The 24848-nt window shown below is 47.6% G+C and carries 27 protein-coding genes; 11 read left to right on the top strand and 16 right to left on the bottom strand.

Annotated elements, in window-relative coordinates; translation table 11 throughout:
- From IEY09_RS08380 to IEY09_RS08400, 5 genes are read right to left on the bottom strand one after another with little or no spacing between them, the layout of a single operon-like run.
- The gene (locus tag IEY09_RS08380; protein ID WP_037423056.1) at positions 1-663 is read right to left on the bottom strand and encodes a winged helix-turn-helix domain-containing protein; all 663 of its coding nucleotides are present in this window, start codon (positions 661-663) and stop codon (positions 1-3) included.
- Positions 663-929, bottom strand: coding sequence for a PepSY domain-containing protein (locus IEY09_RS08385; protein ID WP_188870627.1), 267 nt, complete (start codon positions 927-929; stop codon positions 663-665). The genes IEY09_RS08380 and IEY09_RS08385 overlap by 1 nt, the downstream gene beginning before the upstream one ends.
- Positions 922-1485, bottom strand: coding sequence for a diheme cytochrome c (locus IEY09_RS08390; protein ID WP_047538659.1), 564 nt, complete (start codon positions 1483-1485; stop codon positions 922-924). Before IEY09_RS08390 ends, IEY09_RS08385 begins: the two co-directional genes overlap by 8 nt.
- A 47-nt stretch (positions 1486-1532) precedes the next feature.
- Entirely contained in the window at positions 1533-1964 is a 432-nt protein-coding gene (locus IEY09_RS08395; protein WP_037423065.1) for a DUF1924 domain-containing protein, read from the bottom strand.
- 33 nt (positions 1965-1997) lie between these two features.
- Entirely contained in the window at positions 1998-2594 is a 597-nt protein-coding gene (locus IEY09_RS08400; RefSeq protein WP_188870629.1) for a cytochrome b/b6 domain-containing protein, read from the bottom strand.
- Between the two features lie 207 nt (positions 2595-2801).
- Here IEY09_RS08400 and IEY09_RS08405 point away from each other — a divergent pair, with 207 nt between their 5' ends.
- Both IEY09_RS08405 and IEY09_RS08410 read left to right on the top strand, forming a co-directional pair.
- Entirely contained in the window at positions 2802-3224 is a 423-nt protein-coding gene (locus IEY09_RS08405) for a ribosomal maturation YjgA family protein (RefSeq protein WP_188870631.1), read from the top strand.
- A 28-nt stretch (positions 3225-3252) separates the two neighbouring features.
- Positions 3253-3741 (top strand): hypothetical protein, encoded by a 489-nt coding sequence (locus tag IEY09_RS08410; protein ID WP_188870633.1) that lies wholly within the window; start codon positions 3253-3255, stop codon positions 3739-3741.
- On the opposite strand, the gene IEY09_RS08415 is transcribed toward IEY09_RS08410, so the two are convergent.
- Entirely contained in the window at positions 3738-4655 is a 918-nt protein-coding gene (locus IEY09_RS08415) for a LysR family transcriptional regulator (protein ID WP_188870635.1), read from the bottom strand. The two genes, IEY09_RS08410 and IEY09_RS08415, sit on opposite strands and share 4 nt — an antisense overlap.
- Before the next feature lie 137 nt (positions 4656-4792).
- Here IEY09_RS08415 and IEY09_RS08420 point away from each other — a divergent pair, with 137 nt between their 5' ends.
- A complete protein-coding gene (locus IEY09_RS08420; RefSeq protein WP_188870637.1) occupies positions 4793-5554 on the top strand; it encodes an SDR family NAD(P)-dependent oxidoreductase in 762 nt (253 codons plus the stop codon).
- A gap of 69 nt (positions 5555-5623) precedes the next feature.
- Here the strand turns inward: IEY09_RS08420 and exaC are convergent, their stop codons facing one another.
- Positions 5624-7144 carry an acetaldehyde dehydrogenase ExaC gene (gene exaC / locus IEY09_RS08425; RefSeq protein WP_099457292.1) on the bottom strand — a complete coding sequence of 507 codons (1521 nt, stop codon included), beginning with the start codon at positions 7142-7144 and terminating at the stop codon, positions 5624-5626.
- Positions 7145-7512: 368 nt separating this feature from the next.
- On the opposite strand from exaC, the gene IEY09_RS08430 reads away from it, so the two are divergent.
- Positions 7513-9372: a sigma-54-dependent Fis family transcriptional regulator gene (locus IEY09_RS08430; protein ID WP_188870639.1), complete on the top strand. Its 1860-nt coding sequence runs from the start codon at positions 7513-7515 to the stop codon at positions 9370-9372.
- Between the two features lie 58 nt (positions 9373-9430).
- Here IEY09_RS08430 and IEY09_RS08435 read toward each other — a convergent pair whose 3' ends face one another.
- Positions 9431-10780, bottom strand: coding sequence for an ATP-binding protein (locus IEY09_RS08435; RefSeq protein ID WP_144345246.1), 1350 nt, complete (start codon positions 10778-10780; stop codon positions 9431-9433).
- A 14-nt stretch (positions 10781-10794) separates the two neighbouring features.
- Positions 10795-11481 carry a response regulator gene (locus IEY09_RS08440; RefSeq protein ID WP_037423088.1) on the bottom strand — a complete coding sequence of 229 codons (687 nt, stop codon included), beginning with the start codon at positions 11479-11481 and terminating at the stop codon, positions 10795-10797.
- Positions 11482-11840: 359 nt separating this feature from the next.
- Between IEY09_RS08440 and IEY09_RS08445 the strand changes: the two genes are divergently transcribed.
- From IEY09_RS08445 to IEY09_RS08460, 4 genes are all read left to right on the top strand, one after another.
- Positions 11841-12329 (top strand): Spy/CpxP family protein refolding chaperone, encoded by a 489-nt coding sequence (locus IEY09_RS08445; RefSeq protein WP_188870742.1) that lies wholly within the window; start codon positions 11841-11843, stop codon positions 12327-12329.
- 50 nt (positions 12330-12379) lie between these two features.
- The gene (fieF, locus tag IEY09_RS08450) at positions 12380-13270 is read left to right on the top strand and encodes a cation efflux pump FieF (protein WP_037423092.1); all 891 of its coding nucleotides are present in this window, start codon (positions 12380-12382) and stop codon (positions 13268-13270) included.
- Positions 13271-13317: 47 nt separating this feature from the next.
- Positions 13318-13728, top strand: coding sequence for a hypothetical protein (locus tag IEY09_RS08455; protein WP_188870641.1), 411 nt, complete (start codon positions 13318-13320; stop codon positions 13726-13728).
- 154 nt (positions 13729-13882) lie between these two features.
- Positions 13883-14440: a porin family protein gene (locus tag IEY09_RS08460; protein ID WP_037423094.1), complete on the top strand. Its 558-nt coding sequence runs from the start codon at positions 13883-13885 to the stop codon at positions 14438-14440.
- Between the two features lie 68 nt (positions 14441-14508).
- Here IEY09_RS08460 and glnG read toward each other — a convergent pair whose 3' ends face one another.
- The 6 genes from glnG to ppnP all read right to left on the bottom strand — a co-directional run bounded on the left by glnG (position 14509) and on the right by ppnP (position 20287).
- On the bottom strand, positions 14509-15924 hold the full coding sequence (gene glnG, locus IEY09_RS08465; protein WP_037423096.1) for a nitrogen regulation protein NR(I): 1416 nt from the start codon (positions 15922-15924) through the stop codon (positions 14509-14511).
- A gap of 37 nt (positions 15925-15961) precedes the next feature.
- The gene (gene glnL / locus IEY09_RS08470) at positions 15962-17008 is read right to left on the bottom strand and encodes a nitrogen regulation protein NR(II) (RefSeq protein WP_037423098.1); all 1047 of its coding nucleotides are present in this window, start codon (positions 17006-17008) and stop codon (positions 15962-15964) included.
- A gap of 121 nt (positions 17009-17129) precedes the next feature.
- Positions 17130-17663, bottom strand: a complete 534-nt coding sequence (locus IEY09_RS08475; protein ID WP_055647106.1) for a DUF4124 domain-containing protein — start codon at positions 17661-17663, stop codon at positions 17130-17132.
- Positions 17664-17957: 294 nt separating this feature from the next.
- Positions 17958-19115, bottom strand: coding sequence for an iron-containing alcohol dehydrogenase (locus tag IEY09_RS08480; RefSeq protein ID WP_037425092.1), 1158 nt, complete (start codon positions 19113-19115; stop codon positions 17958-17960).
- A gap of 150 nt (positions 19116-19265) precedes the next feature.
- Complete coding sequence (locus IEY09_RS08485) at positions 19266-19862, bottom strand: TetR/AcrR family transcriptional regulator (protein ID WP_188870643.1); 597 nt, start codon at positions 19860-19862, stop codon at positions 19266-19268.
- A gap of 113 nt (positions 19863-19975) precedes the next feature.
- Positions 19976-20287: a pyrimidine/purine nucleoside phosphorylase gene (ppnP, locus tag IEY09_RS08490; protein ID WP_037423109.1), complete on the bottom strand. Its 312-nt coding sequence runs from the start codon at positions 20285-20287 to the stop codon at positions 19976-19978.
- Between the two features lie 328 nt (positions 20288-20615).
- On the opposite strand from ppnP, the gene IEY09_RS08495 reads away from it, so the two are divergent.
- A complete protein-coding gene (locus tag IEY09_RS08495; RefSeq protein ID WP_188870645.1) occupies positions 20616-20921 on the top strand; it encodes a hypothetical protein in 306 nt (101 codons plus the stop codon).
- Positions 20922-20931: 10 nt separating this feature from the next.
- Here the strand turns inward: IEY09_RS08495 and ovoA are convergent, their stop codons facing one another.
- A complete protein-coding gene (gene ovoA, locus IEY09_RS08500) occupies positions 20932-23031 on the bottom strand; it encodes a 5-histidylcysteine sulfoxide synthase (protein ID WP_086023961.1) in 2100 nt (699 codons plus the stop codon).
- 293 nt (positions 23032-23324) lie between these two features.
- Between ovoA and IEY09_RS08505 the strand changes: the two genes are divergently transcribed.
- Both IEY09_RS08505 and IEY09_RS08510 read left to right on the top strand, forming a co-directional pair.
- Positions 23325-24308, top strand: coding sequence for a prolyl hydroxylase family protein (locus IEY09_RS08505; protein WP_188870647.1), 984 nt, complete (start codon positions 23325-23327; stop codon positions 24306-24308).
- Positions 24309-24449: 141 nt separating this feature from the next.
- Complete coding sequence (locus IEY09_RS08510) at positions 24450-24845, top strand: hypothetical protein (RefSeq protein WP_037423116.1); 396 nt, start codon at positions 24450-24452, stop codon at positions 24843-24845.
- The last annotated feature ends 3 nt before the right edge of the window (positions 24846-24848 follow it).

Here is a 24848-nt window from a genome sequence, read left to right on the forward strand (position 1 = left end):
TTATGCATCCTTGAGTCGATAACCTTGGCCGCGCCGCGTTTCGATATAATCTTTGCCTAAGCGTTGGCGGAGTCGGTTGACGTACACTTCAATTACATTGCTGTCTTTGATTTGTTCCTCTTCGTAAATGCGCTCGCTCAGCTCGGATTTGGACACAATCTTAGTCGGGTTGGCCATTAAATAATGCAACAGGCGATACTCAATCTTAGTGAGCTCGATAACTTCCCCTTCGGCATTGGTCACTGCTTGTTTATCCACATCGAGAGAGACGCCAGCATGTTGCAGCAGGTTGTCGGCGCGGCCAAAGTGTCGGCGGATCAGCGCTTCTAATCTGGCGAGCAGCTCCTCAACATGGAAAGGCTTACCGAGATAATCGTCGGCGCCGGCCTTAAGGCCATCGACGCGTTCGTGCCAAGCATCGCGGGCCGTAAGAATTAACACAGGCATCAGCAGACCCTTTTGGCGCCATTGGCTCAGCACACTTAAACCCGGCTTACCGGGCAAGCCTAAATCGAGGATCACCGCTTCGAAGGCTTCTTCCTCACCGAGAAAGGCGCCATCGATGCCGTTATTGGCATGTTCAACGGTATAGCCCGCCTTGTTAAGGGCGGGAATGAGGCGAGCTACTAAGTCGGCATCATCTTCAATCAAGAGTAAGCGCATTAGTCGGCCTTTTCCTTAAGCCATTCACCCGTTTTGGCATCGATCTTAATCTCATAGACAATGCCATCGTCGCGCAGGATTTCGAGTTCATAGATGATGCGGCCGTGTTTTTGCTCGACTTCAAGGTCGAGCAAACGTCCCTTTAGCCGTGATTCATAGCGTTGCATGATGGTGTCGAAGGGTAATACTTTACCCTCCTTCACCCATTCGACCACTTTGTTAGAGAGGTCGTCATCATGGGCTAGACAGCTTGGGCTGTTAATCATCCCAGCGGCCAAAGCCAGGAATATTAACGGTATCTTCATCGAATATGCCCTTCTCTGCGAGGTTGTGGCAATTGCTACATTGGCTGAATGAGCCGACTTTGGGGTTATCTTGCACCATGCGCCTTGGGATCTCATCGTGCTTACGGATAAAAAATGCCTGCTCGGTAATTTTTTGTGGCCCCATATCAACAATTAAAGGTTTGCTATTTTTCATCACCTTACCATTTTGCGCGGCATGTTGAACGAGATATTGCTCAATTCTCGCCGTTGCTTCAGGCGTCAGGCTGGCATCATCACCAAAGTGATTGTTTAGGTTGTTGGTAATTGCCTGCCACTTGTCTGCGGGCAGTAAATTTGCGGGATACGCCATATGGCAGCTGCCACATTCTGCCGAGTATTCTGCATTTTGTGGGATGGCTTGATTCAGCTCGCGACCATCGTCGGCATAACCCGTGCTGGTAAAGGTTAAGCTGAGCCCTACGACGCCTATCGCCAGGGCGAGGGCAGTCAGTGTGGAGCCAGCAATCCAGCTTAGGGGATGGGCTTGTTTAGTCATGGTATTTCCTTACGTTTTGCTTACTAAAATGGATGTGGATAACGCCTTTATTGCAAACTTAGCCACAGCAGTACGTCGCCTTTTTCTTGAGGCGTGCACTCGCGTTTAAAGGTCCAGTTACAGTTGCGGTTAAACCATTTCTCAATCTTGGCCGCATCGGTTAAACGGTTACTGGTGAGCGACGGCGCCATGGCCTCAATGGGTTTTCGGGTATTTTGATGCATACCTGGGTCTGTCACTTTGGCGGTGTGACAGCTGGCACAGCTACGATCCTCACTCTGCTGTAGCCACAGCGCTTGTCCTGCATCTGCGCTAAAGGGGCCTGCACCTTGTGCTTGATATTGTTGCAGTTGTAAGCCAATTCGCTCGGCACTGAGTGGCAAGCTGGCGACCTTAGTATTGGCGGCACTGGCATTAACACTGCTGAGTAGTAGCGCAGTGATTGCTAGTCCGATGCTGTGTTTATTCACGTAGTTCATTTCTGACTCCTTTGAACGGTCGAGTTGCGGCGGTTATTGATGTTCATCTTGTTGGATCAGCGGGCGCTGCTTTTTACCTGTCAGCATGGCTCTGACGAGGTTTTCCTTATGCAGCAGGCTGCTGACAATCACGCCGCCGATATGGGTAGCTATTAGAAACAGGCTGAAGTTGGCGAAAAACTCATGTACTTCCTTCAGTGTGCCCTCGGGCCAAGTAGCGAAAAAGCTTGTGGCCAGTGGACCTTGGCCATCGGTGGCATAAAGTGCCATGCCGGAGAAGCCAGTGAACCCTATGCTGAGGATTAGGGCGACTATCATCAGTGCGCCTGCGGGATTGTGGCCGATGTAATCCTTAGCCTTGCCCGTGAAGAGTTCCTTCAGGTAAGTCCAAGCGATGTTCGGACGGGTGACAAAGTTGATAAAACGCGCATGGTGAGTGCCAATCACGCCCCACAACAGGCGAAATATCAGCAGGGTTAAGATACTGTAGCCGGCGTAACTGTGGATGTTCATCCATTCGTCTTCGCCTTCGGTGAGGTAGGCTAAGGTAAAAAAGCCCACCAATGACCAGTGAAAGATACGGATCAAGGGATCCCAGACGTTGATGTTTTGCTGCATATTTGAGGACATGATCTGTTGCTCCTAAGGTGGTGTGCTTGCAGGCTACTAAAGCCAAACTTAAACGACGCTTAAATTTTGCGGAGTGAACTTGCCCGCTGTTCTGATGAGTGAACTGGGCAAATAAGTGAGAAATCCATCGAACTAAGCTTGTTAAGGTATTGGTATTAAGCTAGATTTTGCAGCTTCATCTTCGAGAGGTAAGGGAGCAACCTGTTTATGCCTGTCCATCTTTTTAGCCGCCAGCCCGAACGAAAATCTTTTTTAATTTATGCGGTGCTGTTATTTATCATCGAAGTGTTGATCGCCCGTTTTGTGTCTTCGGGATTTATTCGCGGTTTTGTAGGTGACGTGTTAGTGGTGATCCTATTGTTTTGCATGGCGCGCACGCTAGTGCCCGTGGTGAATGCAAAAGGGGAATCAATCAATCGCTTTTGGCACACGCCATGGTTGGCATTGGCTGTGTTGCTGTTTGCCTTCGCTATCGAATTTGGTCAGTATTGGGGCTTAGTGGACAAGCTGGGGCTGGGCGGTAACCGCTTGGCGCGAATTGTGATTGGTAGCCATTTCGATCCACTTGATTTGCTGGCGTATTTTGTGGGATACCTGATATTGATAGGCTTGTATTGGAAGCGAAATTAGCTATTTCAAGGCACAGGAAGGATACAGCATGCAGCCGATAACAGCCTTCACACTGCGAGCATCTGATACCGAGGCGCTCACTCAGCCTTTGTATTTCAATCAGCAAGCTACTGGGGTCAATATTGCGGGAAGGCAGCTTGAGGCCCAGTACCGCTGCACTTTACCCAATGGCACCCAAGGCTATCTACTGCTGACCTCCTACGATTGCCCCTTTGAAGAATCGACCGAGTGCAGCCTGCTCGATGCGTCCTTTAAATTAGTAGCGAGTCGCTCCCTCTCGCAGAGCTATCATTCGTTTTTACTCTATGCCCATTGGCCAGTTGCCGATAATGGCCTGCGGCTACATTACTACGATCAGTTAGTTTGGGATTTGCATATTCTGCCGAGCCGTTTAGGTCGGTTCGGCGGTCCGCGTCTCGAATTTAATCCAGTAGCCACCCCTGAGTGCGATCCTCGCACCGCAAGCTCGATGGCAGAACTGTCGCAGCGGTTAGCGAATATCGAGACTGACCGTTAACGCGATACTAAAAAAGGCGTTAGCAATTCGGTTAACCAAGCCATAAATACCTGAAGGCGCTTTGAAAGATGGCGTCTATGGGGATAGAGCAAGCTCACTGGCATTGAGGGCGCAGGGTAATCTGGCAAGATCTCTATCAGTTCGCCAGTTTGAAGATATTTTGCCACCCCAATATTCGGCGCTTGAATAATCCCTAAACCCGCCAGACAGGCCGCGCTGTAGGCATCGGCATTATTGACTGTGATTAGCTTAGGTAAGGCTAGGGTGCATAGTTCGTGATTATCTTGGCTTAGATACTCAAATCCTGAATCGCTACCGCCTAACTGGCCAACGTAATGGATGAGCTTATGCCCTTGGCTAAGCTCTTCTAAATTCGATGGTTTACCGTATTTTGCGATATAGCTTGGGCTAACGCAGTTAAGCATCTTAAAGTGGCCAATCTTTTTAGCGATAACACCTTCTTGCTGCACGCTCCCAACGCGGATCACGCAGTCAAAACCTTCGGCGACGATATCGACCTTGCGGTCGGTACTGCTTAGCTCCAACTCAATTTGGGGATATTGCTCAATAAAGTCAGGAAGATGGGGAAGCACTAAGTTACGCGCAATCCCTGTGGACATATCGACTCTTAAGCGACCCGAAACTTGCGTCGCCTGCAGCTGGAAAAGGCTTTCTAATTCTTGATAGTCGGTGAGCAAGTTTTTACAGCGCTCATAACAACTTATGCCATCTTGGGTGAGGCGCACAGTACGAGTGGTACGTTGTAGTAAACGTGCACCTAACGCGGTTTCGAACTGAGCTACCACATTCGACACATGGGTTTTCGACAGACCTAGGCTGATACTGGCTTGAGTAAAACTCTCTAATTCAGCCACCCGCATAAAAATTTGCATGGCTTGTAGTCTATCTTGCATCGCAATTGTTCTCTAATAGCTAACAGTCTTGCCATTTATAGTGTGTTTATCCCTCTTTGTGCAAGTAATAAGCTGTGTGCAGTGGAATCGCCATGCTGTGCGGCGGCATTAACATAGATGAATGAAGAGGATACACAATGAACACAACTCCCATCGCGCTGATCACTGGTGCAAGCCGTGGCTTAGGTAAAAATGCGGCCCTGACCTTAGCCGCACAAGGTGTTGATATTATTCTAACTTACCAAAGTAATGCCGCTGCGGCCGCCGAGGTGGTAGCGGAAATTGAATGGCACGGACGCAAGGCTGTCGCGTTACCGTTAGATGTGGGTAATAGCCAGTCCTTTAGTGATTTTTCTCAACGCGTTAAAACCGCACTCGAACAGACTTGGCAGCGGGATAGTTTTAACTATCTAGTTAATAATGCTGGGATTGGTATCCATGTGCCCATGGCTGAAACCAGTGTGGAGCAGTTCGATACTTTGATGAATATTCATGTCAAAGGGCCTTTCTTTTTAACTCAGGCACTGCTGCCTCTGCTTGCTGATAACGGCAGTATTATCAATGTCTCTACAGGGTTAACGCGCTTTGCTATCCCAGGGTTTGGCGCCTACGCCACCATGAAAGGCGCGGTCGAAACCATGACCAAGTACTGGGCGAAGGAGCTCGGGGCACGCGGGATCCGCGTTAATGTGCTAGCACCCGGTGCGATAGAAACGGACTTTGGCGGTGGTGCGGTGCGGGATAACCCTCAGATGAATGAGTTTTTAGCGCAGCAAACGGCGTTGGGGCGTGTGGGATTACCCGAGGATATTGGCGGTGCAATCAGTGTCTTGTTGTCACCCGCCGCGGCGTGGATAAACGCACAACGTATCGAGGCATCGGGTGGTATGTTTTTATAGTTCTACCCGATAAAAACAAAGAAAGGGCTAATCGCCCTTTCTTGTTATTAAGGCAAGGTTTCAGCTCGGTTAGAAGAAACCGAGCGGATTGATATCGTAGCTGACTAACAGGTTTTTGGTGTTTTGATAGTGATTGAGCATCATCTTGTGGGTTTCACGGCCGATGCCAGACTTTTTATAACCGCCAAAGGCCGCGTGGGCAGGATAGGCGTGGTAGCAGTTAATCCAAACGCGACCCGCTTGAATGCCTCTGCCCATACGTTGGGCACGGTTCATATCCCGAGTCCACACGCCTGCGCCTAGGCCATATTCGGTATCGTTGGCAATTGCTAAGGCTTCGGCTTCATCCTTGAAGGTGGTGACCGAAATAACCGGACCGAAGATTTCCTCTTGGAAAATCCGCATCTTATTATGGCCTTTCATGATCGTTGGGCTGATGTAATAGCCTTTGCTTTGATCGCCTTCGAGCTGGCAGAGCGAGCCGCCTAAGAGCACCTGCGCGCCTTCATCTTTACCAATGGCAAGGTAACTTAAGATCTTATCGAATTGTTCCTGTGAGGCCTGCGCGCCCACTTGGGTGGCGGTATCCAGCGGGTTGCCCTGCTTGATGGTTTGCGCACGGGCGAGCACTTTTTCGATAAAGCGATCGTAAATCGACTCTTGGATCAGCACCCTTGATGGGCAAGTGCAGACTTCACCTTGGTTGAAGAAGGCCAGCAACATGCCTTCGACGGCCTTATCTAAATACTCGTCTTCGTGGTCCATCACATCGGCGAAATACAGGTTAGGCGATTTACCGCCGAGTTCTACTGTCGATGGGATCAGTGATTCGGCGGCACATTTTAAGATGTGGTAACCGACTTCGGTGGAACCAGTAAAGGCCAGTTTAGCGATGCGTTTGCTGGTGGCGAGGGCTTGGCCCGCTTCGGCGCCAAATCCGTTGACGACGTTGAGGATGCCGGGCGGCAGCAGATCTTCAATCAGTTCGAGTAGCACAAGGATAGAGACCGGCGTTTGCTCGGCGGGTTTGAGTACCACACAGTTACCTGCGGCGAGCGCGGGGGCGATTTTCCATGCTGCCATTAATAGCGGGAAGTTCCACGGGATGATTTGCCCGACGACACCTAAAGGTTCAGGGAAGTGATAGCTGACGGTGTTGCCATCAATATCGGCGGCGCTGCCTTCCTGTGCTCGAATGCAGCCAGCGAAGTAACGGAAGTGGTCTACAAACAGAGGCAAGTCGGCGTTGAGAGTTTCACGCACCGCTTTGCCGTTTTCCCAGGTTTCGGCAACGGCTAAGTATTCGAGATTTTGCTCAACGCGATCGGCGATACGCAGCAGTAAATTCGCACGCTCGGTGACTGAGGTTTTGCCCCAAGCATCCTTAGCGGCATGGGCCGCATCGAGCGCCAGTTCGATATCGCGATAGTCGGAGCGGGGAATTTTACAGAAGTTTTGACCATTGACGGGGGAGCGATTATCGAAGTATTCGCCGTTAACTGGGGCGACCCATTTGCCACCGATAAAGTTGGCGTATTTTTCTTTGAAGTTAACGATGGCACCAGGAGTTCCGGGTTGAGCATAAATCATAGTGTTATTCCTTCTGTGGCTGCCGAAAACGTTAAATGTGTAGCGTCTCAGCATGGGTCTTGTTGAAATAGGTTTGAGCACTGTTGTTATTTTTATCCTTTGCCAATCGGATTGACTGACAAAGTTGTTGATTAAGTTGGTGTTCTCTTACGCAACACTTGAGTACTGCGTATAAACGGATATCGCAAGGACAGTGCCAAACTGGCAGGAGTTGTACACTTGTTGAGCTAACAGTATGATGAAAAGCTAATTTTGCAGATCCAAAATAATAGGGCGCTCACGGAAGGAAAGGTGCCCTGTGGTCATTTTGTCATCCAACGACACACCATAGGTGTGCCGAAATGGAACAGCGCTCGGGGAGCACGGCTATGACAGCAAAACCGCATTTTCCAACAATACAACCATGGCTAGCCGATTCGTGGCAACGCAGTATCGGCGCTGGCTTGTCGGAGTTTTATGCTGGTGAGGATCTCAGGCTCACGCGCGCAGAGCTCAAACATAAACATGAGCAATATCAGCAGCTCATCGAGCTGGTGCAATCCCATGCTTTACCCTTATTTAACCAACTCATGGCGCAATCCAATAGCCGATTATTGCTCTCCGATGCTGACGGTTATGTGCTTAAACATTGGGGCGTGAGTCGTTATTCCACTAAGTTAGCGGATGTAGCGCTTGATATTGGGGTTAACTGGCTTGAACAGTATAAAGGCACCAATGCTATAGGTACGGCGCTCATGGCCAAACAGGCGGTGTCAGTGGTCGGTGAGCAGCATTTTATCCGCCAAAATCGTTTTATGAGTTGCACTGCTTGCCCTATTTTTTCACCCCAAGGCGAGATGCTCGGAGTGCTCGATATCACCAGTGAGCAACAGCGGCATTCACAGCAGACTTTAATGTTAGTGTCGAGTCTGGCGCAGCAGGTTGAGACTGCGTTGTTGTGTCATCTGCCCGATAGTCACTATCGGATTGATTTAGCAGCCGAGCCGAGTTTATTAAGTTCTGGCTGGCAAGGCATCGTGATCGCCGACAGTGATGGACGAATTGTGGGTTGTAATCCCATGGCAAAACAATTGCTGACTCAAGCCAAGCTGGGCGATAGCCTAGAGCTGCATTTGGGAGATAGCTGGGCGCGAGCGGGGGGCTTCAATCGGGATTTGGCCCTGCACTTACAGACTCAGGCGTTGGGTGTTACGCAGACCAAAAGTGCGAAGACGATTCAAGATAAGCCGCAGAGTCAATTGGGGGTAAGGTTTCGCGATCCTTTGCTTGAGCGGGCTTGGCAGCAAGCGAATAAGGTCATCACTAAACAAATCCCTTTGCTGGTGCTCGGTGAAACTGGGGTGGGTAAAGAGCAGTTTGTCAAAAAACTCCATGCCCAGAGTTCGCGTCGCGCGCAGCCGTTAGTGGCGGTGAATTGCGCCGCCTTGCCCGCGGAGTTAGTTGAGTCTGAGTTATTTGGCTATCAGGCAGGGGCTTTTACTGGCGCTAATCGAACTGGTTTTATCGGTAAGATCCGCCAAGCCCACGGTGGCTTTTTATTCCTCGATGAAATTGGCGAGATGCCACTGGCGGCGCAAAGCCGGTTACTCCGGGTGCTGCAGGAGCGTGAGGTCGTTCCTGTCGGCAGTAATCAAAGTGTTAAGGTCGATATTCAGATCATCGCCGCGACCCATATGGATTTAGAGTCGCTGGTGTCGCAGGGATTGTTCCGTCAGGATTTGTTTTATCGGCTGAATGGATTGCAAGTGCGATTACCTGCGCTGCGTGAGCGGCAGGATATTGAGCGTATTATCCATAAATTGCACCGCCGTCACCGCAGCGGCCCACAAACCTTGTGTGCTGAGTTATTGGCGCAACTGATGCGTTACGATTGGCCCGGCAACCTAAGGGAGCTGGATAACCTAATGCAGGTGGCGTGTTTGATGGCCGAAGGTGAGGCCGTACTCGAGATAAATCATCTCCCCGATTACCTGGCTCAAAAGCTCATGGATCTGGCGTGTGAGCTGCACACCTTAACTGAGGCTGTCGAAGCAGAAGTAACGGCGCATCCGCACGAACTGGCCGAGTCTAGCTCCGCCACCATCGACTCGCTCCATGGAACCATAAATCTGAACGTATTGCAGGCTTACCGTACTTGCGAGGGCAATGTGAGCCAATGTGCTAAGCGTTTGGGGATTAGCCGTAATGCCTTGTATCGCAAATTAAAACAGCTAGGGATTAAGAATTAACGGCAGTTGGTTGTTGATAATATAAGCCCCGCTAACAGTGTTAGCGGGGCTTATATTTTTAGGTCGGTAAACTGATATTGACTTCAAGGCCGTGTGGCTGACGATTCTCGGCTCTGATTTTGCCTTTATGGGCGCTAATGGCTGCTTCGGTAATGGCGAGTCCTAGGCCCCAACCACCGCTTTCCCGCTGCCTTGCCGAATCGGGGCGATAGAAGGGTTTAAAAATCGCTTCAAGTTCAGCAGGATCTATCCCCGGGCCATCGTCTTTAATGGTGATCTGCACTTGGCCGCTGGCTTGGCTCGCGTGCAGGTGAATATCGCTCTGGGCATAACGAATCGCGTTGCGTAGCAGGTTTTCTATCGCACGGGACAAGGATTTAGGATAATGGCTGAGCTCGATGGCTTCATCTATATCGATAGTGATCTTTTTGCCCTGTTGATCGGCTTCAAACTCGGCGTCATCCAATACTTGGCTTAGCGACTCGGCTAAGCCAAGGCGCACCTTAGTCTCATTGGTGCTAAGTTTGACCCGCGATAGCTCCAGCAGCTCGGCAATCAATTGTTCTAATTGCTCGGCCTCGTAGGCAATGCGGTCGGTTTCAGTGGTCTGCTGGCCTTTCTTGCGGGCCAGTGCCAGTGACAATTGCAGGCGGGTCAGTGGGGTGCGCAGTTCGTGGGAAATATCACCCATCAAACGTTGTTGATTTTTGACCATGGCCTCAATCGAGTCCGCCATGCTGTTAAATGCAGTGGCGAGTTGGCCGATTTCATCGTTACGTTGGGTGGTTGCTTTATCCACCCGATTGCTGAGATCACCTTCTGCGAGGGCATCTGCACTTTTCTTGAGTGAACTGAGTGGCTTACCCAAATGCCAAGCGAGTAGGGCGCAGAGTAATCCCGACAGCAGTATGGCCAAACTGAGGGTGAGTAGTTTGTTTTCGATAAAGAAGAAGAACCAGGGCCGAGGATGAATATCTGGCAGTCGACCATAGAGAAAATAGGTTTCTCCCTCCAGAGTAAATTGGTGTGGGCCAAATACTAATTCATCTTTAAATTGGTGGCTAATTGGCTGTTTTTCTTCATCGGCCATCAGCATAAAACTGCGTACACCACGGCTGATTCTATTGGTGTTAATCACTTGGCCTTGGCTATTGGTGAGATACAGCCGCAGTGGTTTGCCTTCCATATCTCGATGCCTCTCCCAGCGGCGCAGAAAATCGGACTTAAGCAGAGTTGGATTTTCTTGAATGCGCTGCGCTACGGTCGCCAGTACTTTTTGCAGGTGGGGCGGTATTGGGGCGCGGTCGTGATTTTGTTGCAACAAAGGCAACAGCCCGACTAAGGCAATAATCAACGAACTACAGAGCCAAAATCCGAGCAGTAATTTGATAAATAAGCGATTAGGCACAGTTGTTCCCGCCGTTATGGTAACCAGATATAACCTTTGCCACGTATAGTTTTCACCCTGGGTCTGCCATCGCTGCGCTCGGGAAGTTTTTTACGTAGATTCGAGAGGTGCATGTCTAGGCTGCGATCGAATGGCATCAATTTTTTACCCAGCACAATTTCATTGAGCTCTTCTTTATTCATCAACTCGCCAGCATGGAGCGCTAAGGTGTGCAGCAGAGTAAATTCTGTGCCCGTGAGGATGATCAGTTGCTCATTGCAATAGGCCTCTTGGCGAGTGGGATCTAAACGCAAATCACCAAACTCTTGCGCCGGGGTGGCGTGGATTTCTTGGGCGGTTAAGTGTGAGCGGCGAATAATGGCGCGAATACGGGCGATAAGCTCCCTGTCATTGAAGGGCTTAGGTAAATAGTCATCGGCACCGATCTCAAGCCCTACCACTCGGTCAATCTCGTCGCCTCTGGCGGTGAGCATCAACACGGGTGTTTGCTTGTGTTGCCGCAGGGCGCGAAGCACTTCAAAGCCATTTAATTTAGGCAACATGACATCGAGTAAGATCAAATCGTAATCTGCAGCCAAGGCAAGTTCTAAGCCTTGCTTGCCATCGTAGGCTAGCGTGAGTTTAAACCCTTCGAGTTCGAGTAATTGTCCAAGGAGTTCTGACAAACCGAGATCATCATCGATTAATAATATCCGACTCATAGTGTTCCTTAATCTGGGTGAACGGGTGCTGCAGACCGGCATGGGCTCAGTAAATCGCAGGCACTTTTAGTACTTTGCCTGAGTATACCCCTTTTGATGTCAATTGCTGTGTAGCAATGTAAGCCAAAGTAAAGAATAGAGAATCTGTTTTACCTAAGCGAGTTCAAGAGTCGAGTTTCTGCTCTTTAAGGTGGTTCGGGTATGGTTATTGGCGCAACTTTACACTGATTTACTCAGGTCACGACCTCACTTACATATGAGGCTTTAGACTGTTATCGTCGAAAGTGATTCGGCTTTTAAAAGGGTCGTCACTATTTCTTATCTTTACAACATGAAGTTGAATTATTGAGGTTAATATGATGAAAAGATTATCTCCTTTAAAAGCAGGTCTATTTGCCATCTTAGCAAGTTCCGCAGTATTGGCGACAGCAGTGAGTGCTGAGCCTAGCCAAGGCTGTGATCATTCTCGTGGTGAGTTTCATAAACGTGGCGATCGCATGGAGCATGATGGCATGCATAGAATGTTCGAAGGATTAGACTTAACTGATGCACAAAAAGCAGACATTAAAAAACTGTTTGCTGAGCAACGTGCAGCACGTAGTGATGATAGACCTTCGAAGGAAGAGCGTTTAGCGCACCGAACTGAAATGCATGGGTTGATCACCTCGGCCACCTTCGATGAGGCGCAAGCTAAGGCACTGCTGAGTGCTCAGCAGGAAAAACGTCTAACGCAAGCGATTGAAAGGATGAAGATGCAGAATCAAATTTACAATCTGCTGACGCCCGAGCAACAAGCTAAGTTTAAAGCGCGATTTGAAGCACAAGCTGCTAAAGAACCTCGCAGTTAAGCTTGTAAGCTGATATACAATAGGGTCATAGCTTCCCGATATAGACCCCTATGACTGAAACTTCCCAATACGATTTTTGGGTCAAATTAGCTAGTCGCGCTTCCGTGGCTACTGCTTTGACCCTTATCACAATCAAACTGTTAGCTTGGTTGTATTCCGGTTCTGCCAGTATGTTGGCATCCTTGACGGATTCATTCGCCGATGCACTCGCCTCGATTATCAATTTTATTGCCATTCGCTATGCTCTCGTTCCCGCAGATCATGACCACAGATATGGTCACGGCAAAGCTGAGCCATTAGCCTCGCTAGCGCAATCGGCTTTTATTATGGGTTCGGCATTTCTATTGCTATTTTATGGCGGCGAACGTTTGCTAAATCCTTCACCCGTTGAAAATGCCACCTTAGGCGTAGTGGTTTCTGTGGTCGCAATTGTGCTGACACTCGCCTTAGTTTTGCTGCAAAAACGGGCGCTAGCGGCAACGAATAGCACAGTGGTGGAAGCCGATTCGTTGCACTATAAGTCAGATTTATTTCTCAATGCCGCAGTGCTTTTAGCACTCATATTGTCTCAATATGGCTGGTGGTGGGCGGATGGTCTATTTGCAGTACTGATTGCATGTTACATAGGCCGGCAGGCTTTTGATTTAGGTTACCGCTCGATTCAAGCATTGTTAGATCGTGAGTTAGATGAAGAAACCCGTCAGCGGATAAAACAAATTGCTAAGGAAGATCCAAGAGTATTAGGGCTTCATGATTTACGGACGCGCCAAGCAGGTAAAACCATTTTTATTCAATTCCATTTGGAGTTAGACGGCCATTTAAGCCTAAACGAGGCCCACAGTATTGCTGATACCACAGGGCTTAGGGTAAAGGCCGCCTTTGAAGATGCCGAGGTGATTATTCACCAAGATCCCGTACAAGTGGAGCCAACGACTCAATAACTGCGGTAAAACACTAAAGCGATTATTGACATACCAAAGGAGTGGTTATGCCATGGATGCAGCGGCAGTCTCACCTGTTTGATGCTAATACGCGGCTCATCTACCGTTATCATCGATTGTCGACTCGCTTTGAGTTGATTGCCGAGCATGTCCCCAGCGCGAGCAGGGGACTTGACTCAAACCTCTCTGATCATAATCTAGTGAATCTTCCTATGGGCGTTTGGAGCGAGCTTATCCTGCGTCAATCCTTATATTATTGGCCGAGAATTATTCCGTTCAATATTGCGCAGCGGGAGTATCGACTACATGTTTGGCCATTATTAATGTGGCGCAGCCGGGTAATTTGTGCACAATCGGGAAAAGTCATGATTAGTGAATGCCTCGATGAGCGAAAACGTCGTTCCCTTATTCGTTGGTGTTATTTCGCGATTATGAATGTATTGCGAGTCGTTAGTTAATGCTTAAGTCTCTTCTCATACATGCTCGTTTTATTTAAAGCTGAATGCTTTCTGTATAAAGTGTATTTAACCTTTACAAACTATTACTCTTATTTTGTGTTTGTTATATTATTCGCGGCGTTTACTACTTAAGTTAACTCATTAGGGAAATGTAATGAAAAAACTATCTTTAGTTGCGGGTTCTTTACTAGCAGTATTAGTGACAGGCCAAGCTGTAGCGGCAGCTGACACCACAGGTTTTTATGTGGGTGGTGCACTAAATCGCGTGACTGTTGATGTGCTTGATGATGGAGAAACAGGGACAGGTTTCGGTGTATACGGTGGTTACAACTTTAACGAATGGTTTGGTTTAGAGGCGAATTTATTTGCAACTGGCGATTTAGGCGATAAGGATGTCGATATTTCTGCGGGTGCACTTACTTTTACACCTAAGTTTACTATGCAAATCAATGATATGTTATCAGCTTATGCAAAGGTCGGTGTTGCATCTATGGCTATGAATATTGACGGTTTTGGTTTTGATGAAGATTTCACAGGCTATGGCTGGACCTACGGCGTTGGTATTAACGCTGCTGTGACAGAGCATTTAAATGTTCGCTTGAGTTACGATGTTACTAGCGGTGATTTAGACGCTGACCACAATTATTTAAATGTGAAAGATATCGATACCGATATTAAACAACTGGCGATTGGTGTGCATTACCAGTTCTAATTATTTAGATTTAATCTAAATAATAAAAAAGGGATAGTGATATCCCTTTTTTGCTTTTAAATGGATGGTTAATCCATAGACAATTCTTTCAGTTTTCGCGTTAAAGTATTTCTGCCCCAGCCTAAACGTTTTGCCGCTTCTTGTTTATGCCCTTGTGTATGTCGCAATGCGGTTTCGAGTAATATGCGCTCAAAGGCAGGCTGTACTTCGGTTAATAAATCGCTATTTCCCTCAGACAGTTTTTGGTCGATCCACTCGGTGAGTGCCGATTGCCAATCTTGGCTGCCTTTCGCCATTGGATTAATACTGGTAGGTTCCTTAAGTAACTCGGGCGGCAAGTCTTGGGGCAGGATTTCTTGTCCTGAGGCCATGACGGTGAGCCAGCGACAAGTGTTCTCGAGTTGTCTAACGTTGCCCGGCCATGGCAATTGCGATAGCTTAGCGGCGGTCTCCTTGGTGAGGATTTTGGCTTCGACACCAATCTCCTTGGCGGCGGAGGCTAAAAAGTGGCTCGCGAGCTGAGGAATATCCTCACGGCGTTGTGACAGCGGTGGTAAATGGATACGAATCACATTGAGGCGGTGGAATAAGTCTTCCCTAAATCCGCCTTTTAGGACTAATTGCTCAAGATCTTGGTGGGTGGCAGCAATGATGCGCACATCCACTTGTACAGCACTGTGGCCGCCGACTCGATAAAACTGTCCATCGGCGAGAACCCGTAGCAAACGGGTTTGCACGTCTAGCGGCATATCGCCGATTTCATCTAAAAACAGGGTGCCGCCGTTAGCTTGCTCAAAGCGCCCTTGACGCACGTTAGCCGCACCAGTAAAGGCGCCTTTTTCGTGGCCAAACAGTTCTGATTCGATTAAATCCTTGGGAATCGCCGCCATATTCAAGGCGATAAAAGGTTTATCTTTACGCGGACTGTGCTTATGCAGTGCGCCTGCGACTAGCTCTTTACCTGTGCCTGATTGGCCATTGATCAGTACGCTGATTGAAGAGCGCGACAACCTACCAATGGCACGAAACACTTCCTGCATCGCGGGGGCTTCACCGATAATTTCGGGGGTTTTGACTTGAGTTTCCTGCGCCGCTGGCGTTGGACTTTGCTCTGTTGCATGGGTCAGCGCACGCTCAACGAGGGAAATTGCTTCATCAATATCAAAGGGTTTTGGCAAATACTCAAACGCCCCAGCTTGATAGGCACTCACGGCACTGTCTAAGTCTGAATGCGCCGTCATGATGATAACGGGTATATGCGGATAGTGGATTTGCAGTCTTTCAAGCAGAGTTAAGCCATCGGTGCCCGGCATACGAATATCCGAGACGATGACCCGTGGTTGGGCAATCTCTAATGCTTGCCAAAGTGATTCGGCCGCAGCAAAGCTGGCGGTGCTGAGTTTAGCGCCTTGGAGCGCTTTTTCGAGCACCCAACGTATTGAGCTATCATCGTCGAGGATCCACACTTGTTCACTGATTCGCATTTTGCTTCCTCATACGGTATGCGTTTGTTTTGCTTAATTATTTTGCGCTTAAAATCGGTAGAGAGATAATAAATTCTGTGTGTCCTGGGCTGGAGACGCAATCAATTCTGCCCGAGTGTAATCTGGCAATGTTGTGGGCAATCGATAGACCCAGCCCAGAACCTTGCTCACGGCTGGTGACCATGGGATAAAACAGTGTGTCCATCAGCTCAGGCGGAATGCCTGGGCCATTGTCGATAATGGACAGGGTCAGTACGAGCTTGTGGCGCTGCGAACCGATAGTGACCTGATGTTGCGTGCGGGTGCGGATTAGGATTTCGCCACCTGTATGCTCAAGGGCTTGCACCGCATTCTGCAAAATATTCAGCACGGCTTGCTGCATTTGATCTGGGTCCATCTCGATATCGGGAATCGAGGGATCATAATCCCGCTTCAACTGGATATTGGCTGGCAGTGCGATTTCCACCAACTTGTACACTTTTTGCACCACTTGATGAATGTTATGCAGACTATGTTGAGTGGGGCGCTGCGGGCCAAGCAGTCGGTCGACTAAGCTACGCAGCCGATCAGCTTGTTCGATGATGAGATTGGTAAATTCCTTTTGCGCGGGATCGTCGAGTTCCCGCGAGAGCAATTGCGCTGCGCCACGCAAGCCGCCTAAGGGGTTTTTAATCTCATGGGCTAAGTTACGCACTAAGAATTGTGCCGCCTGCTGCTGTGCATCTTGGCTAAGTTGCTGGTGGATACGTCGTTGTTGGTCGACTTGCCTAAGTTCAAGCAGGCTCAGCTGTGCTTCATCCTCGAGCGGGATCAGTGTCAGATCGACGGTGTGATGCTGGGCATCTAAGGTGACTAACGTCGCGGTGTTAACGGTGAGACTTTGCCCAGCCTTTACCGCATCGCTAAGGAGCTGAGCGTCGACACCTAGCGCTTGATAATGCTCGGGTAATGCTTGTTCGACTAGCCTGTGGCTACCGACACCTAACAGTTGCTCTGCAGCGGCGTTGGCATAACAAGGCTTAAGATCCTTATCGATGACCAGTACCGCGGTCACTAAATGATTGAGCAGAGTCTCTTTATCCATCTACCGTTCCTGAAAATAGGGTTGCACCCTTATGTTGCACCGATTTGGTGCATGCTGCAACTCGACTTCGTCAAACGGCTTAATGTATTGCTTACAACCTAACTAATTATTATTAAACAACTTAATTTGATTTTGGTTGCTTTTTAGGTGCTGGAGTCATCGCCGCTTGATGAAGAAATATCTTTCTTGGTGAGCTAGATGCAAAGACTTTGCCGTTTTGAGTCATCGCATCGACAACAATGGTATGTTCACCTCTGTCGATGTTGCTCAACTGAAATGTGCCGCCAATTTGGGGTTGGCCGATGGCTTTACCATCGAGTTTAAGGGCCATCAAATATTGGCTCTTGATTTCAGGGGTTACTGTGGCTGTGACTTGGAAATCGCCATTATTATCCCTGACGGTTTCCTCTTCTTCAGGGGAAGTTATGACGACTTGGTATTTGGTTTGTTCAATGGCTTGCGAGTCATTTGTATCAGGGTTTACGGGGGGAAGAGTAATTTGGTTTAGCGTTTTTTCTTTTAATTCAACAATCTCAGCATTTGGATGTGGCTCATCGGAATAATGAACTTTACCGTTCTTATCGACCCACTTATATACTGTTGCCTGCGCGAATAAGCTAAGCAGCACTAAGCTGATGAGAGTAAAGAAACGCATGCAAAAATCCTTTTATCAGTAAGATAAGATTATCCAAGAGTAGTCGTTTTTTCATCAAAAATCATGGTGTTTGTGCATCAGTAATGAGGATTTATCGGCGATAAACGGGTTTACAAGATGACAAGGTGTGACTGAATGATGTCGCTAACGCCATTACAAATATTTCTTTAAAACTTGATGCCCCTAAGTGTGAGTACCCTTTGCCCCGTTTGAGGGAATATCAACGCACCATTATGGTGCGTTGATAGTGTAAAGTCTCACGGCAGCATGGGATTGCAGAGGTGTGAGATTGAACTATAAGGCGAGGGTTAAAATATCGCGGCTCATGGCGGGATCGATATTGCCATGTTCACCTAAAGCAACCATGCCATGTTTCTCGAGTTGAGCAACAACCGCATCGACAGCTTCTTTACCTAAATCATAGCCAGATAAGTGCGTTGCAATGCCCATGGCTTCGAAAAATGCTTGGGTTTTCGCAATCGCGGCCTCGATTCGTTCGTCTTCGGAGCCTGTGGTGATATGCCATACTCTGTCTGCAAATTGCAGTAATTTTTCACGCTTAGCCGTTTTAGTGCAGCGTAATAGTGCTGGCAATACAATGGCTAAGGTACGGGCATGGTCAATATCATAGAGTGCGGTGAGCTCATGGCCAATCATGTGAGTTGCCCAATCATGCGGAACGCCTGTGGCAATCGTGCCATTGAGTGCCATAGTCGCGACCCACATCAAGTTAGCGCGGATATCGTAATCTTCAGGCTTTGTGAGTGCTTGTGGGCCTAATTCAATCAAAATTTGCAGTAAACCTTCGGCAAATCTGTCCTGCACCGCGGCATTGACTGGGTAAGTGAGATATTGCTCGGTGATATGCACAAACGCATCGACAACACCGTTCGCCACTTGTCTTTCCGGTAGGGTAAAGGTTTTGGTGGGATCGAGGATGGAGAATTGTGGATACACTAAATCGTTACGGAATGGCAGCTTTGCTTTCAAAGATTTACGGGTCACCACACTGGCATTGTTCATCTCTGAACCTGTGGCCGGTAGGGTTAATACCGAGCCAAATGGCATGGCTTTGGTCACCTTGGTGCCCCAGCTCGTGAGAATATCCCAAGGCTCGCCTTCAAATACCGCAGCCGCGGCAACAAACTTAGTGCCATCGATGACCGAACCGCCACCAACGGCGAGTAAGAAGTCGATATGTAATTCACGTACTTGCGCGACAGCTTGCATCAGAGTTTCGTAGGTTGGATTGGGTTCGATCCCCTCAAATTCGACCACAAAACGATTTCCAAGCGCTTGTTTTACTTCGGCTAAGGTACCTGTTCGTTTGGCGCTGCTGCCGCCAAATAGCACCATCACTCTGGCATTGCTAGGCACTAAGGTGTCGATTTCAGCTATGGTATTTTTACCAAAATGAATGCGAGTTGGATTGTAGTAGGTGAAATTAAACATACTGCTATTTGTCCTATGGTTGGAAAATAAATTTAGTAGACCAGTCGTCTAGATTTGTTTGGCTACTAAATGATAAATCAAGCCGACGAGGTGATATTTGATTGTTCATTAACGGGTTGCAGATTAATTGGTGTGCCAGTGTTGCTGGCATTAACCCATGGTTTTGGTCTTTAAAATAGATTCGGTCATTGCAAGGGCGCGCTCTAAAGCTACGCGGCTGTGGCCGAGTTTATTCATCAAACTGGCGCCGAGCCACATGTGATACAACAACTCTGCTGTTGCCTGAGCATCCTGTTCACAGATGGATTTATCGGCAATCCCCACTTGAATGCACTGGGTTAAGCGCTCAATGATGCCAGCCGACCCCTTTAAAAGCACAAGGCGCATAGCCTCAGAGAGATCGGCCACCTCAGCACTTAACTTAACGACTAGGCATTTTTGATCGACACAACCGTCCTGCTGCACGTGCAACCATCTTTGCCAGTATTGCATTTGGCGATCAAAGCCAGAGAGCTGTGGGTTGGCAAATAAGCTATCAAGCTCTGTTTGGTATTGCTCAAAATAACTGGTTAACAGTGCCTCACCGAATTGCTCTTTGGATTCAAAGTAATGGTAAAACGAGCCTTTTGGTACTTGGGCGGTCTTGAGTAATTGGGCTAACCCTAGACACGAAAAGCCTTGCTTAACGATCAGCGAGTAACCGACGTCGAGAATATGCTGACGGGTTGATTGGGTTTCTGTTTTCATGGCGCAGGAGTCTATAGCAAATTAGACCAGTCGTCTAGTGGTTGGTTTTTATACAGACGTATTGTGTAAACAGCGGAATGCTCAGTTGGCTAAGCATTCCATCGACTTGAACGCTATAGATAGCTGCAGCAATATTCTGCTATGTCGCTATTGCGAATTTTAAAGCTGACATTGGCCGCAAGCTCAAACTGGCTGCCTTCGCTAAATATTTGCCAAGTTGAGCTATTTGGCAGTAATACCTCAAAACTGCCGCTAGTAACTTGCATGATTTCACCCTGCGAGGTGGAAAACTCGTATTCTCCTGGAAGCACTACGCCTAGGGTTTGTTTACTACCGTCACTGAAAAATACACTGCGGCTAGCGACCTTCCCCTCAAAATAGATATTGGCTTTTTTGGCTACTGCTACTTGCTCAATTCGTTCCATCCCGTGCTCCAATTACTTTATGTTTATGAATATGTATGCAATTCAAAGTTATTTTAATTCTGTCGTCAATATGATTTTTTACTCTGTAGCTGCTTAATAAATAGGATGTTGTGCACACAGGGTTTGTTTGGGGTGTAAGTGCATAAAATTTCTAAGTTATTACTCGTTGGTGCTGGCATACCCAATAAAATAATCTGGCTTAGCAACCATAGTGCAGGTGATGGCTGGATGAAGTACTTTATATTAGGTTCAAGACTTCTGATAGAGCTCCATTATGCTTCGACTTGCCTAAAGCACTTTGAACTCGTGCTGAATGAACAGATGTTTAATGCCATTGGTATTAGGGCGTGTTCACGTTTCGAGATTAGATTTTGTTCGTTCTGGCAAGCACGTGCTCGCGAAACGAGGAATGATGTCTAGTTATTCTACTGAAATATCAACACGCCATAGTAGAGGAATACAGTGCAGTGATAAGCCTAGCCGCTTCCAGGACAGAGAGTTTATTGGGTTAGCAAATCAACTTGGTTATGGTAAGCAATATCAAAAGCAGATCCTTGCCATTGGGGCCGCAAATGTTACAGAGCTGTCTGTTATGTATCCGCCAGAAGTGATTCTCTGGCGGATTTTTTCTTAAATGTTCTCGGTTATCGTTTACGCCAGATCGTCATTTCTGAGAGGGAATGTTGGAACTTGCGTTTAGTTTCACGGATAACAAAGGGGATTTCCTTAACCGCGACTAGCTCAAATTGGCCGATCAAGGTTTCGGTCAACCCATCTAAAGTGGTGAAATTTTCTCCTTTCACTTTAATACCTCCGAGCCATTTCTCTTTTGGTGTGTAATCTTCAAGCCAAGTATAAGGTGATGCAATCACTAGGTAGCCACCTTGGTTAATGCGTTGGCCAATACTGGTGAGAAAATGTTTGGGATCGTTCAACCTGTCGATAAGGTTTGAGGCATAAACTAAGTCGTAACCTGTGTAGATCGGCTTAAGATTACAGGCATCACCTTGCATGAAGTTGACTTTTTTGGCTTCTTCTTGGTAGCCCAGTTTAGCAAGGCTGACACTCTTAAACTCTTGTAAATCGCCCTCGGTGCGGATGGTATAGCGTTTTTCGCCTTGTTCAGTCAGCGCGTAGGCTTGTTGAATAAAACGAGCCGAAAAATCGATACCGTCAACATGGTCGAACACTTTAGCTAACTCAAAGCTGGCTCGGCCCACCGAACAGCCGATGTCTAATGCCTTCGCGGTATGCTCAAGTTGGATTTCGTTTAACGCCTGTTGAACGCCATTAACGCAGAAATTCGGGACGCCAAAATATTGAGCGCCATAATGGAATTCTAAATATTGAGAAATCAGTTCATCGGTTTCGTACACATTAACCTCGGCCATTTGCTCTGGGTTTTGCAGGGACTCCACATATCGAAATCCGGCATGTTGGTAGAAGTGACGGCGAAACGCGTAGCGAGAGGCTGCAATGGCTTCATTGCCCGTCGAGATCCAAGAGCCCCCTTTAATCAGGTTATGTTTACCATCGAAAGTTGGCGTTGAAAAATCATCGTAGAGTGGATGCACTGCAAAGCCATTAAAACCATCGATAGCAGTTTCGGTCCATTGCCAGACATTACCGACAATGTCGTAAAATTCATTATGTTTAAAGCGATTTACCGGACAAGAGGAAGCGTAGTAGGCCAGCGAGATATTCCCTGGTACTTCTTGCCAGTCGGGGGCATCGGTTGGAATATTTTCTCGTAAAATATACCATTCCGCCTCAGTCAGAAGGCGGATGTTGCTTTGAGTCTGGCGCGCTTTCCAATAACAAAACGCTTTAGCTTCGAGTTGATTGACTTCAACTGGCCAATTAAGGGGAAGTGGAATTTCGCTGGTAAGATTTCGTTGCCACCATTGGCCCTCATAACGGCGCCAAAAACGTGGCATCTGGGCTTGAGTGTAAGCCAGCCATGCACGACCTTCTTCATTCCAAAACTCGGGCGATTGATAGCCTCCGGCTTCAACAAAGCTTAAATATTCTTGATTACTCACTAAATACTTTGAGGCTTTAAAGTCTGCCACTTTAAAACTCTTATTGCCGTATTCGTTGTCCCAGCCGTAGGTTTCATCTTGCTCTTTTTTACCTAAAGTGATTTTTTTGCCCGCCACAGCAATCAGCTGGTTAGCGTCTATCGTTCCATAGTCTTGGCACTCAGGCCAGTGAGCGCTTGGGGATACTTCCTCTAAAGGCAACTGACGGATAATGACTGATGAGGTTTCTAAATGGATACGTTCATGCTCAATTCCCATCAAAATGACCCAAGCAGGACTGTCCTGAGTGATAGGCAAGGTGATTGGCATAGTATCAATTAATTGGTTAACAACGCGATTCACCTTGTCTCGATAGTCTTTTACCTCGGTGACCGTTGGCCATTGGTAGTGGGTTTCATTGAGATCGTCCCAAGACATCTCGTCAACACCAATAGCAAACATCGACTCAAAATGATCGTTGACTCTCTCCTCAAGATATTTGCCCAGTTTGAGCTTATTGATGTAGAAGGTCGCGGTGTGGCCAAAGTAAAAAATCAGCGGATGGCGTAAAGGCTCGGCTTTTAAATAATAGGCATGGTCGTGTTTTATCAACTCGAAGAGCGATTCATAGAGCGCCCAAGTTTGGTTGAAGTAGTGCTTAAGCGCTTGACGTTTTAGCGTTTCATTATCACCCGTAAGTTTGAGTGTTTGCAAAACAGGCATGTTCGATTTCTCCATAGGGCAAGCGGGTGCCATTGTTGTTGCCATGGGTTGTCAGGCTCAATACGTCACGGTTGGTTATCGGATCACTTTACCAACAAAATGTGGCAGTTATTTATCTGAGTTTTCAAGCTAACAGAAACCAAGCCTGAGATGAAACTAGGATTGTATTTTTGTACTCAAGATTGATAGAGACAAAAGACGATAAAACGATCAATTGTAAGTAAAATGTTTCTTCGCAGATTCGATTCAGTTTTAATGAGCATAGTAGGGTTGAGTTGTGAATAGGTCTTTATATGCAGCAGTTATTTGTTCAATTATTAGAAGAGCGTTATTTCAATCGTTTGCCAGAGGCGTTAGTACTTAAGTTGGCAACTGAGTCGGCTGATTTTGTGCGTTTTTGGTTAGTTCACTGCATGCGTAGCATGGTTTCTGAAAGAGAGCTGGCCATCGCTTTGTTTTTCAGTGCTGAGTGGGTGTTAGAGGAACTGGCGAGTTTAAAATCGTTCTGGGGGTCCTATGTTTTGATGGAAGATCCTCTGCAAGCGCAAGAGGTTAAAGCACAATTTTGTTATTTCGTACCTTGGCTAAAAACGATTACGCCCCGCCACGCTGATGCGATCAGTGTGTTTGCTGCGCTATTGGCTTTTGAGCGCAGGCCGACTTCAGCCGGGAAGCAACTGCAATCGGCAACGCTGTCCCACTCACAACTCCCAGTGAATTTATTAGACGATATTAAGAGGTGTTCATTGCCCCATTTGCGGCCTATTACTGTGTATGGACATCAGGGAAAGGGGAGTGTCGAAAGTGGTATCCGCAACAACATGCATTACCCCACACCGATCCCTAATGACAATCTTGCAATGGCTTGTGTTGAAAGAGTCATTGCCAAGTTTGCAGGGGTTAAGTTGGCGTTTGCGGAACCCATAGTTGTACTTAGGTACGAACCTGGACAGTTTTATCACTGGCATTATGATGCAATACATGCATATACGGCTGAAATTGAAGCCGAATTGGCACGTTTTGGCCAAAGGTCAAAAACGGCTATTTTGTATCTTAATGATGATTTTGACGGAGGCGAAACGGAGTTCAAGGCACCTTATATACAAGTCAAACCTGAGACTGCCGCTATTTTGGTTTTTGACAATACGGATCAAACAGGCAAACCCATTCCTTCCTCATTGCACCGCGGTTGTGAGGTAACAGCGGGGCAAAAATGGGTTTGTACCCAGTGGTTTAGAGATAAGCCGTTTTGGTTAAGAGCGGGCTTGTTCGGCTAGCTTTATCTGTATTTGATAAAGGAATTGCCGTTTACTGGATTGCGCAAGGATAAAATTATTTTATCTTTGGGCAGTATTTTATCGGCTAAGGTTAGGGCAGAATGTTCACGTCCGTAAAATTATTATGCAGGATATAACGGGATGGCAATGAACGCATTATGGATACCCGCTTGGTATGAGCTTGATCCGTCGATCGTTGTGGGCGTGACTGAAGAGTTTTTATTTCATAAACCCGCTACCAATGAGGTATTAAGACTTTACAGCGGAGCGAATAAAACTGAAGCAGTTAAGGCTACTGGAGCAATTGCAAGCATTCACCACAAAGTCTTGGGGGATATTGAAAGTGTGGATGCGCAGGGGCTTGATTATACGATTGTTTTAAAAGATGGCCGTCGTTTATTGGTGAATGCTGAGGAAGATCCTGGCCTACTTTACGAATGGGTTGATGACAGTTGGCAACCGTCGGAGATGGTTATTCAGGATTGGCAACTTGAGGTCAAGTTTGCATCACTTTCGCCATTTAAGGCGGTTGATTAATTC

The organism is Shewanella xiamenensis (genome assembly GCF_014647135.1).
GTDB lineage: Bacteria > Pseudomonadota > Gammaproteobacteria > Enterobacterales > Shewanellaceae > Shewanella > Shewanella xiamenensis.